The 15,164-nt window shown below is 73.1% G+C and carries 14 protein-coding genes and 1 other RNA gene; 13 read left to right on the top strand and 2 right to left on the bottom strand.

Annotation, left to right across the window (positions count from 1 at the left end; genetic code table 11):
- Positions 1-268: 268 nt before the first annotated feature.
- Positions 269-1,075 carry a DeoR/GlpR family DNA-binding transcription regulator gene (locus AC1DT4_RS12680; RefSeq protein WP_477090153.1) on the bottom strand — a complete coding sequence of 269 codons (807 nt, stop codon included), beginning with the start codon at positions 1,073-1,075 and terminating at the stop codon, positions 269-271.
- A 95-nt stretch (positions 1,076-1,170) separates the two neighbouring features.
- On the opposite strand from AC1DT4_RS12680, the gene melA reads away from it, so the two are divergent.
- From melA to ffs, 9 genes are all read left to right on the top strand, one after another.
- The gene (melA, locus tag AC1DT4_RS12675; RefSeq protein ID WP_477090152.1) at positions 1,171-2,487 is read left to right on the top strand and encodes an alpha-galactosidase; all 1,317 of its coding nucleotides are present in this window, start codon (positions 1,171-1,173) and stop codon (positions 2,485-2,487) included.
- Positions 2,484-3,335 carry a class II fructose-bisphosphate aldolase gene (locus AC1DT4_RS12670; protein WP_477090151.1) on the top strand — a complete coding sequence of 284 codons (852 nt, stop codon included), beginning with the start codon at positions 2,484-2,486 and terminating at the stop codon, positions 3,333-3,335. Before melA ends, AC1DT4_RS12670 begins: the two co-directional genes overlap by 4 nt.
- A gap of 452 nt (positions 3,336-3,787) precedes the next feature.
- Entirely contained in the window at positions 3,788-4,672 is an 885-nt protein-coding gene (locus AC1DT4_RS12665; RefSeq protein WP_477090150.1) for an SIS domain-containing protein, read from the top strand.
- A 38-nt stretch (positions 4,673-4,710) separates the two neighbouring features.
- On the top strand, positions 4,711-6,033 hold the full coding sequence (locus AC1DT4_RS12660; RefSeq protein ID WP_477090149.1) for an ABC transporter substrate-binding protein: 1,323 nt from the start codon (positions 4,711-4,713) through the stop codon (positions 6,031-6,033).
- 5 nt (positions 6,034-6,038) lie between these two features.
- On the top strand, positions 6,039-7,013 hold the full coding sequence (locus tag AC1DT4_RS12655) for a carbohydrate ABC transporter permease (RefSeq protein ID WP_477090148.1): 975 nt from the start codon (positions 6,039-6,041) through the stop codon (positions 7,011-7,013).
- Entirely contained in the window at positions 7,013-7,900 is an 888-nt protein-coding gene (locus AC1DT4_RS12650; RefSeq protein WP_477090147.1) for a carbohydrate ABC transporter permease, read from the top strand. The genes AC1DT4_RS12655 and AC1DT4_RS12650 overlap by 1 nt, the downstream gene beginning before the upstream one ends.
- The gene (locus AC1DT4_RS12645) at positions 7,897-8,820 is read left to right on the top strand and encodes a carbohydrate kinase family protein (RefSeq protein WP_477090146.1); all 924 of its coding nucleotides are present in this window, start codon (positions 7,897-7,899) and stop codon (positions 8,818-8,820) included. The genes AC1DT4_RS12650 and AC1DT4_RS12645 overlap by 4 nt, the downstream gene beginning before the upstream one ends.
- On the top strand, positions 8,817-9,743 hold the full coding sequence (locus AC1DT4_RS12640; protein ID WP_477090145.1) for a 1-phosphofructokinase family hexose kinase: 927 nt from the start codon (positions 8,817-8,819) through the stop codon (positions 9,741-9,743). Before AC1DT4_RS12645 ends, AC1DT4_RS12640 begins: the two co-directional genes overlap by 4 nt.
- A gap of 8 nt (positions 9,744-9,751) precedes the next feature.
- Positions 9,752-9,848: signal recognition particle sRNA small type (gene ffs, locus AC1DT4_RS12635), an RNA gene on the top strand.
- Here the strand turns inward: ffs and AC1DT4_RS12630 are convergent.
- Complete coding sequence (locus AC1DT4_RS12630) at positions 9,846-10,274, bottom strand: Lrp/AsnC family transcriptional regulator (RefSeq protein WP_477090144.1); 429 nt, start codon at positions 10,272-10,274, stop codon at positions 9,846-9,848. The two genes, ffs and AC1DT4_RS12630, sit on opposite strands and share 3 nt — an antisense overlap.
- 79 nt (positions 10,275-10,353) lie before the next feature.
- Here AC1DT4_RS12630 and AC1DT4_RS12625 point away from each other — a divergent pair, with 79 nt between their 5' ends.
- The 4 genes from AC1DT4_RS12625 to AC1DT4_RS12610 all read left to right on the top strand — a co-directional run.
- Positions 10,354-10,962 carry a LysE family transporter gene (locus tag AC1DT4_RS12625; RefSeq protein WP_477090143.1) on the top strand — a complete coding sequence of 203 codons (609 nt, stop codon included), beginning with the start codon at positions 10,354-10,356 and terminating at the stop codon, positions 10,960-10,962.
- Positions 10,963-11,080: 118 nt separating this feature from the next.
- Positions 11,081-11,779 carry an ABC transporter ATP-binding protein gene (locus AC1DT4_RS12620; protein ID WP_477090142.1) on the top strand — a complete coding sequence of 233 codons (699 nt, stop codon included), beginning with the start codon at positions 11,081-11,083 and terminating at the stop codon, positions 11,777-11,779.
- Entirely contained in the window at positions 11,776-13,134 is a 1,359-nt protein-coding gene (locus AC1DT4_RS12615) for an FtsX-like permease family protein (RefSeq protein ID WP_477090141.1), read from the top strand. The genes AC1DT4_RS12620 and AC1DT4_RS12615 overlap by 4 nt, the downstream gene beginning before the upstream one ends.
- A 46-nt stretch (positions 13,135-13,180) precedes the next feature.
- Positions 13,181-15,164: DNA polymerase III subunit gamma and tau (locus AC1DT4_RS12610; RefSeq protein WP_477090140.1), on the top strand; the 1,984-nt coding region annotated here is incomplete at its 3' end.

Here is a 15,164-nt window from a genome sequence, read left to right as displayed (position 1 = left end):
TATCCGAACGACTGACCGGTTCGCATAGGTTGTTGCGCGAAGCGGTCACTTCGGATGATCGAGTCCCGCAGGGTGGTCTCAGGCCAGGGAGAGAAGCGTCCTGGACCTCCTACGGGCGGAGGGACGCCCGAGTCGGCCGAGGGCGAAGGCGACGCACGTCATCGGGGACGTCGACGCACGGTGACGAGCGTCAGCCGTGGTGGCGCGCACCCTCCCGGCGGCGAGCCAGGGGTGCGGACAGGCTGGCGCACGGGGCCGTGACCTGCGGCTACGGCTCCACCACGATGACGTCGACGCCGGCTGCGGCGATCCGGGCGAGCTCCTCCGGGTCGGCGGTCGAGTCCGTCACGAGGACGTGCACCTGGCCGAGGTCGGCCATCTTCGCCAGGGTCACGCGGCCGACCTTGGACCCGTCGGCCACCACCACCACCCGCTGGGCGTGGCAGACCATCGCGTTGTTGGTGCGCGCCTCGGTCTCGTCGTGGGTGGTGGCCCCGCCGGAGGCGCTGATGCCGTCGGTGCCGAGGATGGCGGTGCCCACGTTGATGGCGTTGAAGGTGTTCTCGGCGATGACGCCGACGGTCTCGAACGAGCTGGACCGGACGACGCCCCCTGTCATGATCACCTTGAGGTTCGGGCGGGACGCGATCTCCATCGCTGTGGTCAGCGCGTTCGTGACGATCGCGAGGTCGGGCCGATGCGCAAGGGCCTTCGCCACCTCGGCCGTCGTCGTCCCGCCGCTGATGGCGATGCTGTACGGCCCGGCGGGGATGAGCTCGGCCGCCCGGCGGGCGATGCGCTGCTTGGCCTCGCGGAACCGCGAGTCGCGCAGCCGGACGGGGACCTCGGTGCGCGCCGCCGCGAACGCTCGGGCGCCGCCGTGGGTGCGCACCAGGAGGCCCTGCTCCTCGAGGTCTGCCAGGTCCCGTCGCACGGTCGCGGTCGACACCCGGAGCGACCGGGTCAGCTCGGTGAGCGAGACGGTGTCGCCGGACTCGAGCAGGGCCAGGACGCCGAGCATCCGGTCCGAGCGCTTCCGTGAGGTCGCCCTCGGGGCCACGTCCAGCGCTGCCATGCCTGCCTCCGACGCTCGCTCACTCAAGATGATCACTTCGACCGATCCACTCGAGGATTCTTGCACGTATCGATCGGCACCACGATCATCCTGGCATGGCCAAGATCGCGTTCGTGGGCGCCGGGAGCGTCGTGTTCACCCGTCAGCTCGTCGCGGACCTCCTGCGCTTCGGGGACCTGGAGCTGGAACTGGCGCTGCACGACGTCGACGCCGACCGGCTGGCCGTCGCGGAGGGCACCGCGCACCGGCTCGTCGAGCAGCTGGGCCACCCCGCACGGGTCAGCGCGACCCTCGACCGCCGGTCCGCCCTCGACGGTGCGGCCTTCGTCATCAACATCATCCAGGTCGGCGGCATCGACGCGACGATCGCCGACCTCGAGATCCCTGCGCGGCACGGGCTGCGCCAGACCATCGGTGACACGACGGGCGTCGGCGGCGTCTTCCGTGCGCTGCGCACCTTCCCGGTGCTGACGGCGATCCTCGAGGACATGCGGGCGGTCTGCCCCGACGCGCTGCTGCTCAACTACACCAACCCGATGGCCATGAACGTCTGGTGGGCGTCGGTCGTCGCGCCGGAGATCCGGACCTTCGGGTTGTGCCACTCCGTCTACTGGACCGCGCACGACCTCGCCGGTCTGCTCGGGCTCGACGTCGAGGAGACCCGCTTCCGCGCCTTCGGCGTCAACCACCAAGCCTGGCTGCGCGACTGGACCACCCGCGACGGCGAGGACCTCTACCCGCGGCTGCGCGCGAAGATCGCGGAGGATGCAGAGCTCGAGCGCCGGGTGCGCGTGGAGATCTTCCGCCGCATCGGCTGGTACCCGACCGAGACCAGCGAGCACTCGTCGGAGTACCTGTCCTGGTTCCTCCGGTCGGACGAGCAGGTCGCGCGGTTCCGCATCGAGCCGCTGCAGTACATCGGGATCAGCCGCGAGAACGTCGCCGAGTACGAGCAGGCCAAGAACCTCCTGCGCGACGGGTCGCCGCTGCCGCTCGAGGGCGGCGCCTCCGAGTACGCGCCGCAGGTCATCCACTCGATCCTGACGGGAACGACGCGCGAGATCCACGTCAACGTCCCGAACCACGGTCTCATCGGCAACCTGCCGGAGGGTGCGGCCGTCGAGGTCCCGGCGCACGTGGACGGCAACGGCGTGGTGCCCATCGCCATGGGCCCGCTGCCGGTCCAGTGCGCGGCGCTCAACCGCACGTACCTGTCGGTCGCGGAGCTCACGGTCGAGGCCGTCCGCACGGGCGACCCGCGCCTGGTCCGGCAGGCGGTGCTCGTCGACGGCAACGCCTCGTCGACCCTGACCCCGGCACAGATCTGGGACCTGTGCGACGACCTGGTCACGGCGCACGGCGACCTCCTGCCCGAGCCGCTGCGTGCCCTCCTGCCCGCGGGCTCTCTGTGACCGTCGCGCGCACCCGGGATCTCGTCGACGACGCCGTCGCCCGCGGCTCGGCCGTCCTCTCGTTCAACGTCATCACGCTCGAGCACGCCGAAGGCATCGTCGCCGGGCTCGAGCGTGCGCGGTGTTCCGGCCTGCTGCAGGTCAGCGAGAACGCGGTGCGCTACAGGCAGGGCCTGCTCGGTCCGCTGCTCGCGGCCTGCCGCGAGCTCGCGGAGCAGGCGAGCGTGCCGGTCGGCCTGCACCTGGACCACCTCCAGGACGGCGACCTCCTGCGCGACGGCGTGGCGCAGGCGCACAGGTTCGGCGTCTCGTCGGTCATGGTCGACGCGGCCCACGTCGGGTACGACGAGAACGTCGCGACCACGTCCGCGCTCGCCCGGGCCGCCCACGACGTGGGCCTGTGGGTCGAGGCGGAGCTCGGCGAGGTCGGCGGCAAGGACGGCGCCCACGCACCCGGTGTCCGGACCGATCCGGGCGAGGCGGCGGCGTTCGTCGCCGCGACGGGGGTCGACGGGCTGGCGGTCGCCGTCGGCTCCTCGCACGCGATGACGGCCGCGACCGCTCGTCTCGACCTCGACCTCGTCGCTCGGCTCGCCGCGGCGGTCCCCGTCCCGCTCGTGCTGCACGGGTCCTCGGGCGTGCCGCCGGCAACCCTGCAGGCCGCCGTCCGGGCAGGGATCCGCAAGATCAACATCGGCACCGCGCTCAACGTCGCACTGACCGCGCAGGTCAGGAAGGCGCTGGATGCCGACGACGGCCTCACGGACCCTCGCCGCTACCTCGCCCCGGCCCGGGAGGCCGTCGCGGCGACCGTCGCCGCCACCTGCGAGTCGATCAGGGCGGCCTGAGACGCCGTCACAGGCCGAGCACGCGTTGCCCGCGTACGCGGCCTCCAGCGCCTCCCGGCGCAGCCCGAGCGCCGACACCGTCCACCGCCCCTGCGGCGGCACATTCTCGTTGCGCCGGTCCATCAGTGCGAGCAGCTCGTCGACGGACGGCGCCGTCCATCCCGCCGGCGGTAGACACCGGCCGAGGTGGTTGTGCACGTCGATGCAGGCCACGGCGCTGCGGGCCACCTGCGTCGTTCCGGCCACTAGCCTGCTCCACGGGTGCCAGCCGGCCGGGCGCAGGTCGGCGGCGGCGGCCCCGTCGGGGGTGGTCATGGCCCCATCCTCTTGGGTTCGCTCACCAATAGTGAGCGTGTGCCGCAGTTTCATTGCGGATCGATCACTTCGCTGCGGAGTATTGCGCATACGGCCCCGCGACGATCCCCGGAGCCGGGAGCAGAGAGGCAGCACCCGTGAGCAGCAGCATCACCGCGCGAGAGATCGCCAGCCAGCCGTCGGTCTGGGCGCGCGCCCTGCGTGACGCCTCGACGACCGGTGCGATCTTCGGCCGCCCGGGCGAGGCTGTCCTGATCCTCGGTTGTGGCACCAGCGCCTTCGTCGCCGAGTCCGTCGCGGTGCTGCGCGAGCAGGCTGGGCTCGGACTGACGGACGCGGCGTACGCCTCCGAGTGGCGCCCGGGCCGCACCTACGACCGTGTGCTCGTGATCAGCCGGTCCGGCACCACGAGCGAGGTCCTCACGGCCCTCGAGCTGGTCGAGCCCGGCACGTCGGTCGCCGCGATCGTCGGCGTCGAGGACAGCCCGATCGCCCTCCGCGCCGACGACGTCCTCGTCCTCGACTACGCCGACGAGGCCTCGGTGGTCCAGACCCGCTTCCCGACGACGGTCCTGGCGATCGCCCGCGCCGCGTTCGGCGGCGCCACGGACCATCTCGCCGCCGCCGCCCAGCGGGCGCTCGACGCGCCGCTCCCGGTGGCCGTCGACGGCATCGACCACGTCGTCTACCTCGGCACGGGCTGGACCCACGGGCTGGCGCAGGAGGCCGCCCTCAAGGTCCGGGAGGCCGCGCAGGCCTGGTCGGAGTCCTACCCCCTGCTCGACTACCGGCACGGACCCATCGCGGTGGCGCACCCGGGGTCCCTCGTGACCATCCTCGGGTCGGCCGACCCGACGATCGTCGCCGACATCGAGGCCACGGGCGCCCGCGTCCTGGCCACTCACGACGACCCCCTGGTCCAGCTCCTGCAGGCCCAGCGTTTCGCCGTCGCGCTCGCCGAGAGCCGGGGCCTCGACCCGGACACGCCGCGCCACCTGACCCGTTCCGTCGTCCTGTCCTGACCTCAGCCCGCGCCCCCACCGACCCCGAGGAGATCGAGTTGTCCCCCCAGCGCTCGCCCCGTACGCGAATCGCCGCCCTCGCCGCAGCCACCGCCGTGGTCGCCTCCCTGTCCGTGACCGCGTGCTCGAGCGGCTCGCCGGGCGCGACCACCTTCGACCCCGATGCCAAGACGACCATCACGTGGTGGACGGGCCAGGCGGAGCAGGCCGAGTCGATCCTCGAGGGCCTGGCCAAGGACTTCGAGGAGCTGCACCCCAACGTCACGGTCGACATCTCGTCGGGCGCGCCCTCGACGGACGAGCTGCTGCAGAAGCTGTCGGCGGGCTTCGCGGGCGGAACCTACCCCGACATCTCCTACGCGTACGGCTCGTGGGCGAGCGAGATCCAGGCCTCGAAGCGGACGCTCGACATCACGGACCAGGTCAAGGACCCGGACGTGAAGTGGGACGAGTTCCCAGCCGCGGCGCGCCAGACGGCCCAGCCGGGCGGCGGCACGACGATCGGCTTCCCCGCCGTCGTCGACAACCTGACGCTCATCTACAACAAGACGGTGTTCGACGCGGCGGGCGTGGACTACCCGACCGACGACTGGACGTGGGACGACTTCCGCACCGCCGCCAAGGAGCTGACCGACACGAGCACGAACACCTACGGGTACGGCTACTCGGTGTCGGGCACGGAGGAGACCACCTGGCAGTTCTGGCCGCACCTGTGGCAGAACGGCGGGGAGATCCTGTCCGAGGACCAGAAGACGGCGACCTTCGACTCGGACGCCGGCGTGAAGTCCCTGACGCTGTTGCGCGACATGGCCGTCGACGACAAGTCGATCTATCTCGACCAGACCGACACCAAGTCGGCCGAGCTGTTCGCCAGCGACCGGATCGGCATGATCACGTCGGGACCCTGGACTCTCTACGACCTCCAGACGGCCAAGACGTCGTACGGGGTCGTGCCCCTGCCGGGCACCGACGGCAACCACGAGAGCGTGTCCGGCCCGGACCTGTGGGTCCTGTTCGACCACAAGGACGCCAACCGTGAGCACTGGTCGTACGAGCTCGCCAAGTGGCTGACGTCGGCCGAGCAGGACATCAAGTGGAACGTCGCGTACGGCAACCTCCCGCTCCGCGACTCGGAGGCCCAGTCGCCCGAGTTCCTCGCCCAGGTCGAGGCGCTCCCGGGTCTCGACGTCATGGCGGCCAACATGGCGAACGCCAAGCACGCTCGGCCGACCGTGAAGGGTTACGTCAACCTCTCCGAGGCGATCGGGTCCGCGATCTCCGAGGTGATGCAGGGTCAAGGAGACCCGGCCGAGGCGCTGTCGAAGGCCGCGGACACGGCGACGCAGGCGCTCGGAGGGTGACGATGGTGAGGGCGGCAGCCCCTGCCCGGCGACGAGGCGCGCTCCTGCCGCAGGCGCACGCCCCACGCCCGGTCGACGAGGCCGCCCTTCGGCCCGGCAGCCGCAAGGAGCGTCGTCGCGCCGGCGCGCAGGGCTGGGGCTTCGTGGCCCCGGCGATGCTCATCGTGCTCGGCCTGTCGATCTTCCCGGCGGCCTGGGCGTTCTGGCTCTCGCTGCAGAGCTGGGACGGCTTCTCGACGCCGACCTGGGTGGGGATCGGCAACTACCAGGCGATGGTCACCGACGCCGCCCTGCGCGACGCCGTCGGCCACACGATCCTCTACACGGTGCTCTTCGTCCCGGCGTCCGTGCTGATGGGCATGGCCCTGGCCATGCTGCTCAACCGCTCGCTGTTCATGATCGGCTTCTACCGGACGGCCATCTTCCTGCCGTTCGTGGCCTCGGCCGCGGCGACCGGCATCCTCACGACGTACCTCTTCAACCCGCAGTTCGGCCTGGCCAACACGGTCCTGCGCGCCCTGCACCTGCCGCAGCAGCGCTGGCTCGAGGACCCGTCGCAGGCCATGGTCGTGATCACGCTCATGTCGCTGTGGGGGCAGGCGGCGTTCACCACGGTCATCTACCTGGCGGCCCTGCAGGACATCCCCGGGGAGCTGCTGGAGGCCGCCCGGATCGACGGCGCGAACCGGTGGCAGTCGTTCTGGCACGTGACGTTCCCGCAGCTGGCCCCCGTCACCGTGTTCGTCACGGTCTGGCAGGTCATCGGGGCGGTCCAGCTCTTCGACCTGGTGTACACGACCACGCGCGGCGGGCCGCTCGACGCGACGCAGACCATCGTCTACTACCTGTGGCAGACGGCGTTCAAGAACCTCGAGTTCGGGTACGCGTCGGCCGTGGCCTACGGGCTGTTCGCGGTGACGCTGATCATCACCGGAGGCGTCGTCCTCTACTCCCGGCGCGCGAAGGTCGAGGCGTTCTGATGGCCGTCCAGCTGATGTCCCGCACGCCGGTGCCTGACACCCCCGACGACATCCGACTCGCGCCGCGCCGCCCCGGCCGCCGCCACTGGTGGTGGCACGTCCTGCTCGCCCCGGTCGCGCTGCTGTTCGCCCTGCCGTTCGTGCAGATGTTCCTCACGGCCCTCACGCCGGCGTCGGAGATCAACAAGTTCCCGCCGAAGCTGATCCCGTCGACCCTCACGCTCGACGGCTTCTCCAAGCTGTTCGCCGAGTCCGACATCCTGCGCTGGCTGCTCAACACGGTGATCGTCTCGACCGTCGGTGTCCTGTCGCACCTGGTCCTGTGCTCGCTCGCCGGCTACGGGTTCGCGCGCCTGAAGTTCCCGGGCCGCACCTTCGGCTTCCTGGCCATCGTCGCCACGATCATGATCCCGACCCAGCTGCTCATGGTCCCGACCTACGTGATGTTCGCGAAGGTCGGGCTCGTCGACACCCTCGGCGCGGCGATCGTCCCGTGGCTGGCGTCGGCGTTCGGCATCTTCCTCATGCGGCAGTTCTTCCTGTCCCTGCCCGCGGAGCTCGAGGAGGCCGCGGTGCTCGACGGCTGCTCCCGCCTCGCGGTGTTCTGGCGCGTCGTGCTCCCGCTGGCCAAGCCGGCGATGGCGACCCTGGCGATCTTCACGCTGCTGGGCTCGTGGAACGACCTGGTCTGGCCGCTCATCGCCATCAACGACCCGGCCAGCTTCACGCTGCAGCTCGGCATCACCAGCTTCCAGGGCGCCCGACGCACGGACTGGTCGCTGCTCATGGCGGGCAACGTGATCGCGACCCTGCCGCTCATCGCGTTCTTCGTGCTCGCGCAGAAGCAGTTCATCGCGACGATGACGTTCTCGGGGCTGAAGGGATGACCCTGCGCACGGTGCTCGTCGCCGGCGACGCCAACGTCGACCTCGTGCTGCGGGGCGACGTCGTCCCGCGGTTCGGCCAGGCCGAGCAGCTGGCGGACTCGGGCGAGCTCGTGCTGGGCGGCAGCGCCTCGATCGTGGCCTGCGGTCTCGCGCGGCTCGGGGTGCCGACGTTCTTGGTGGCCCGGGTCGGCGACGATGCCTTCGGCCGGTTCCAGCTCGACGGGCTCGCCGCCGCGGGGGTCTCCACCGCACACATCGAGGTCGACACGGCGGTGCCCACGGGGTTGTCCGTGATCCTGTCCGCGCCCGACGACCGCGCGATCCTCACCGTGCCGGGCACGATCCCGACGCTGCGTGCGGAGGCGGTCCGGAAGGCGCTCGCGGCGGCCGGAGCAGCTCACCTGCACGTCGCCTCGTACTTCCTGCAGCCGTCGCTCGCGGCCGAGCTGCCCGCCCTGCTGGCCGAGGTCCGCGCCGCGGGCGTCACCGTCAGCCTCGACACCAACTGGGACCCGGCGGAGCGCTGGGACGGGGTTCTCGACCTGCTCGCGCACGTCGACGTGTTCCTGCCGAACCTCTCGGAGCTCCGGGCGCTCGCACCCTCGAACGGCAGCGACGTCGACCGGGCGCGGCACCTCGCGTCCCTCGGCCCGCGCGTCGTGGTCAAGGCCGGGGCCGACGGCGGCTGGTCGGTCGACCCCGCCGGGGTGGTCGTCCGCGCGCCCGGGCTACCGGTCGATGTCGTCGACACCACGGGCGCGGGGGACAGCTTCGACGCGGGCTACCTCGCCGCGCTCGCGCACGGGATCGCCGACGAGGCCGAGCGCCTCCGCTGGGCCGCTGCTGCAGGCTCGCTGTCCACCCTGGGCAGCGGCGGGACCGGCCGGCAGGCGACGCTCGCCGACCTCGGGGTCGCATGATCACGGCCGCGGCCGTCAGCCCCTCCCTGGACGTCACGTACGTCGTCGAGGAGCTGGCCGGCATCCAGCGGCCCCTCGAGGTGCACCGGGTCGCGGGCGGCAAGGCGCTCAACGCGGCGCGCGCGGCCGCCCTCCTGGGCTCGTCGGTCGCCGCGGTCGCGGTGCTCGGCGGGGGCACGGGCGCGGTGGTCGCCGACCTCGCGCGCGGCGACGGCCTGGACCTGCGGGTGGTCGACGGCGGTGAGCTCACGCGCACCTGCGTGAGCGTGCACGCGCGGTCCGACCACGGCCTGACGGAGATCTACGAGCACGCGACGCCGGTGTCCGCCGCCGTCTTCCGCACGTTTCTCGACGCCCTCGGCGCCCTGCTCGTCGACCGGCCCGGCTGGTGCCTGGTGAGCGGCGGGTCCCCGGCGTCGCTCGGGCCGGAGGCGCTGCGCGACCTGCACGCGAGCCTGCCGGTCGGGACGCGCCTCGCCGTCGACAGCCACGGGTCGGCCCTGCGCGCGCTGCTGCACGATGCCTCCCCGGCCCTCCTGAAGGTGAACCGCGCCGAGGCGTGCGAGGCCCTCGACGCCCCGGCGACCACCCCGCTGACCCACCTCGTCGCCCGCCTGCACGAACGCACCGGCTCGCTCGTCGTCGTGACCGACGGCGTGGCGGGTCTGGGCGCGACCGACGGCGTCCGCACGCTGCACGCCTCGCTGCCGGGCGTGGTCGGCCAGTTCCCCGTCGGCAGCGGCGACTCGCTGCTCGGCGCCCTGGTCCAGGCGCTCGACGACGGGCTCGACCTGGCCGACGCGCTCCGACGCGGGACGGCTGCGGGTGCCGCGAACGCGCTCGTCCCGGGTGCCGCCCGGTTCGACCCCGCGACCGTCGCGCGGCTGACGGACGCGGTCATCGTCACCGACGGTTCGGGTTAGGATTTCCGGCAGACCCCTCGTGCGGCGTCATCTCGCTGAACTCCCCCAGGGCCGGAAGGCAGCAAGGGCAGGTGAGCTCTGGCGGGTGTGCGGGGGGTCCTTTCATGCCCGCATCGCGAGCCGCGTGAAGGTCTGGGCCACCCCCGCCTCGCGCTTGAGCCGCCGGACGAAGAGGTCCAGTGCCGCCGGGTCCGGCACGACCGCGTGGAGCAGGTAGTCGTACGAGCCCGTGACGTGGACCGCGTCGAGCACCTGCGGGAAGCCCCGCCGCGCCAGCGCGTCCGTGAAGTCCTCGTTGGTGGTCCCCTCGGCCAGCCGGACCTCGACGAACACCTCGAGCCCCGGCCCGGGCGCGGCCGCTCCGCCCCCGCGGACGATGGTGAACGCGCGGATGGTGCCGTCCGCCACCAGGCGGCCCACGCGGTTCGCAGCGGCGTTCGGGCTCAGGCCGACGCGGGCGCCGAGCTCGCTGTACGGCAACCGCGCATCCACGGTCAGCTCGCGGAGGATTGCGTCGTCGATGGCGTCCATGAGTCGATGATCGCAGTGCGACGACGAATTCCGCAGTATCCCCGTGACCGACCGGCCCGGGTGTCGAAGCCTTGACCTCATGACCACGGCCTTCCTCCTCGGCGTCCTCGCGGGCCTGTCCGTCGCGATGCCGGTGGGGCCGGTCGGCGTCCTGCTCCTGCGCACGGGGCTGGTCGACGGCGTGCGGGTGGCTGTCGGCGCGGCTGTGGGCGTCGCGACCGTCGACCTCGCCTACGCGGTGCTCGCCGTGGCGGTGGGCGCGCCCGTGAGCCGGGTGCTCGGGGAGCACGCCGCGCTCGTGCGGTGGGTCAGCGCCGGCGTGCTCGTCGCCGTCGGGGTGGTCGGGGTCATCACGGCCGCGCGCGCGTCCCGCGACCCCGCTCCGACCGCGACCGTGGCGCCGTCGGCGTCGCGCGCCTACCTGCGGTTCGTCGGGCTCACGGCCGTCAACCCTCTGACGGCCGTCACGTTCACGACGATCGCCGTCGGGCTGGCCGCGCAGGTCGGGGGAGCCGGGTCCGTGTCGGCGTTCGTCGTCGGGGTCGGGCTGGCCTCGCTCGCGTGGCAGCTGGTGCTCGCGGTCAGCAGCGGGGCGCTGGGCCTGCGGGTGCCGCCGCAGGCCCGCCGGTGGGTCTCGATGGCGGGCGCGGGCGTCGTCGTGCTCGTGGGCGTGGCGCTCGTCGTCTAGCCGGCGGCGGCGTCCCACGGTGGGCGGACCCGCGTCCGCCTGCGGGTGCAGACCCGGGCGGGCGGAAGCAGCCCGAGGGCCGACGCGGGCGTGCCTGCGCTCGCCCCAGGCTGGGGCCATGACCACCGCCTCGCCCCGCCTGTCCGCCCGCGGCCTCGTGAAGTCGTTCGGGCCAACGACCGCCCTCGCCGGCGTCGATGTCGATCTCGCCGCGGGCGAGTCGCTCGCCGTGATGGGGCCGTCCGGGTCCGGCAAGTCGACGCTGCTGCACTGCCTGGCGGGCATCCTGTTGCCCGACGCGGGCACGGTCGAGCTGGACGGGCGGGAGGTCGGCCGGCAGTCCGACCGCGAGCGCTCGCTGCTGCGGCGTCGGCACTACGGGTTCGTGTTCCAGTTCGGGCAGCTGCTCTCCGAGCTGCCGGCCATCGAGAACGTCGCGCTGCCCGCGATGCTGCTGGGCACGTCGCGACGAGAGGCCACCACGCTGGCCGGGCAGTGGCTCGGCTCCCTCGGGCTGGCGGGCATGGAGGGGCGTCGGCCGGGCGAGCTGTCCGGCGGGCAGGCGCAGCGGGTGGCCGTCGCGCGGGCGCTCATCACCGGCCCGGCGGTTGTGTTCGCCGACGAGCCCACAGGCGCCCTCGACCAGGCCACCGGGCACGACGTCATGCAGGTGCTGACGCACACGACGAAGGCGGCGGGCGCGTCGCTGGTCGTCGTGACCCACGACGCCCAGGTCGCGGCGTGGTGCGACCGCCGGATCGAGGTGCGCGACGGGCTCGTCGTCGGCGCGTCGACCCCCGCCGAGGTCGCCCGGTGAACGCGGTCGTCGCGCTCGCGCCCCGGTTGCAGCGCGCCGGCGGTCGCGACTCGCGGGTCACCACCGTCCTCGCGATCACCGCGTTCACGGTGACGACCGGGCTCACGCTCAGCGTCGTCGGCGGACTGCTCGGCTTCGCGGGTCGGTCCACCCTGCCAGTCGGCGACAACCAGAACGACATCCGCGGTCTCTACCTCACGCTCGCGTGGTTCGCAGTCGTCCTCCTCGTCGTCCCACTCGTCTCTCTCGGTGGGGCCGCCGCCCGGCTCGGCGTCGCCCGGCGCGACGCCCGCCTGGCGACCCTGCGGCTGCTCGGCGCGACGCCGCGTGAGGTCGTCGCGCTGACGGTCTCCGAGACGGCCTGGCAGGGACTCGTCGGGGCCGTGCTCGGGATCGTGCTCTACGGCCTGCTGCTCCCGGTCGTGTCCCTGCTGCCGTTCCAGGGGACGACGTTCTCGGTCGGCGAGCTCTGGGTGGGCTGGCAGGGGCTCGCGATCGCGCTGGTCGCCGTCCCGGTCCTGGCGGCCCTGTCGGGGGCGGTCTCGCTGCGGCGCGTGACCGTCTCGCCGCTGGGCGTGGCCCGGCGCGAGACGCCGAAGAAGATGACCTGGCTGCGCGTCGTGGTCGCCGTCGTCGGTATCGGCCTGTTCATGGTGCTCAGCGCGGCGGCGGGCGCGCTCGGGGCGGCTGCCGTCGGCGCACTCGTCGGGGCGCTCGCGCTCGGCTTCGCCACGCTGAACGCGATCGGGCCGTGGGTGCTCGGTCTCGTCGGCAAGGTGCAGCTGCGCCGTGCCACGACGCCCGCGCGGCTCCTGGCGGCGCGCCGGCTGCTCGACGACCCGAAGGCGGCCTGGCGGGTGGTCGGCGGGCTCGGGCTCGCCGGGTTCGTCGCCGGCGTGCTGGCGGTCCTGCCGGCGATCACCGCGGTCGACACGTCGCAGGACCCGCAGGGCGCGATGCTCATGGACGACCTGGTCACCGGAGCGATGGTCACCCTGGTGGTTGCGTTCCTGCTCGCGGCCGTGTCCGCGGGCATCGCGCAGGCTGCCTCGGTGCTCGACCGGCGGCGGGAGATCGCGCTGCAGAACCTGGCCGGGACGCCCGTCGAGCTGCTCGACTCGGTCCGCCGACGGTCCGTGCTGGTGCCGCTGCTGTTCGTCGCCGTCGGCTCCGCGGCGACCGCGCTGATCATGTTCTTCCCGCTGTTCGGCACGGCGGCCGTGACGTCGCCGCAGGGACTCCTGCTGCTGTTCGGGTTCCTGGCCGGCGGGTGCGCGCTGGTGTATGGGGCGACCGAGACGTCGCGACCGTTGCTCCGGTCGGTGCTTGCCGACACGGTGGTCCGCGCGGACTGAGGAGGAGGGGCTCCACGTGTTGGCGCGGGCGTCTAGGGTTCGTGGCGTGACGACAGCCCTGTACCGCCGCTACCGGCCGGAGAACTTCGCCGAGGTGATCGGTCAGGACCACGTGACCGCGCCCCTGCGGCAGGCGCTGCGCAGCGGTCAGGTCAACCACGCCTACCTCTTCTCGGGCCCGCGTGGCTGCGGCAAGACGACGTCCGCCCGCATCCTGGCGCGCATCCTCAACTGCGCGCAGAACACCGAGGAGAACCCGACCGACACCCCGTGCGGCGTGTGCGAGTCGTGCGTGGAGCTGGCGCGCGGGGGACCGGGCAGCCTCGACGTCGTCGAGATCGACGCGGCCAGCCACGGCGGTGTCGACGACGCGCGCGAGCTGCGCGAGCGGGCCACGTTCGCGCCCGCGCGCGACCGGTACAAGGTGTTCATCCTCGACGAGGCGCACATGGTCTCGAACCAGGGCTTCAACGCGCTGCTCAAGATCGTCGAGGAGCCACCGCCGCACATCAAGTTCATCTTCGCGACGACGGAGCCGGACAAGGTCATCGGCACCATCCGCTCGCGCACGCACCACTACCCGTTCCGGCTGGTACCGCCCGACGTGCTGGTGCCCTACCTGCAGCAGCTGTGCGACAGCGAGGGCGTTCCGGTGGCCTCCGGCGTGCTGCCGCTCGTGGTCCGCGCCGGCGGCGGGTCGGTCCGCGACACGCTCTCCGTGCTCGACCAGCTGATCGCCGGGTCCGGCGGCGGCGAGCTGGGGTACGAGGGTGCCGCGGCGCTCCTCGGGTACACGCAGGCCTCCCTGCTGGACGACCTGGTCGAGGCCGTCGCCGCCCGCGACGGCGCGTCCGCGTTCCGCGTGGTCGAGCGCGTCATCTCCACCGGGCACGAGCCGCGGCGGTTCGTCGAGGACCTGCTCGAGCGGCTGCGCGACCTCATCGTCATCGCCGCGTCCGGCGACGCCGCCGACGCGGCCCTGCGCGACGTCCCGACCGACCAGCTCGACCGCATGCGCCTGCAGGCCCGCCACCTCGGGCCGTCCGAGCTGTCGCGCTCGGCCGACCTGTGCAACGCCGCGCTCACCGAGATGACCGGCGCGACGTCCCCGCGCCTGCACCTCGAGCTGCTCATGGCCCGGCTCCTGCTGCCCGCGGCCGAGGACACGCGCTCGGGGATCGGGGCACGGCTGGACCGGCTCGAGCGGGGGCTGCCGGCCGACGGTGGTGCCGGCGTCCGCGTCCCGACGCACGACGCACCGGCCGCCGCTGCTCCTGCACCGGCCGCTGCCGCCGCAGCGCCGCGTGCTGCTGACCCCGCACCGGCGGACGGGCCTGCCGCCGACCAGTCGGCGGCGACCGCTCGTTCGGAGTCGACCGCCTCGCCGGAGTCGCCGGTCGCCGCGCCGGCCCCGGAAACGTCCGACCGGGTCGAGCCGGTGGCCGACCCGACACCGCCGCCGGCTTCCCCGTCCGACAGTGTCGCGGCGAGGACGACTGCTCGCGAGCCGAGCTCGGCTCCTGCCGCACCGCCGCCCGCCGCCTCGTCCGCTCCCGCTGCCGCGCCTGCCGTTGCCGCTCCGACGACCGCCCGCCCCACCGGCGGCCCGGACACCGAGGTGCTCCGCCGCCGATGGCCCGAGGTCCTGGAGACCGTCAAGGGCCTGCGCCGCGTGACGTGGGCCCTCATCGACCCCCGCAACGCGCAGGTCGCCGAGCTCGACGCGACCACGCTGCGCATCGCCTTCGACAACCCGGCGCTGGCCACCACGTTCCGCAACGGCGCCCATGCGGACGTCGTCGCCCGTGCCGTCCGGGAGACCCTCGGGTTCGACGTCCGCGTCGAGGGCATCCTCGCGGAGCAGGTGTCCGCGGCATCCGCTCCTGCCGCATCGCCCGCCCCGGTATCCCGGACCTCCGCGGACGATCGCGCCAACCCCCGCGCGGTGACCCCGGCCGAGGCGGCGGCGTCCTGGGACGACGAGCCCCCCGCTGCCGAGCCCCCGGACGACGAGCCGGGCGAGCCCGGCG

This window comes from Cellulomonas sp. P4_D11, from assembly GCF_056401915.1.
The sequence above is the reverse complement of the archived record's forward strand: the minus strand, read 5'-3'. Positions and strand labels throughout refer to the sequence as shown.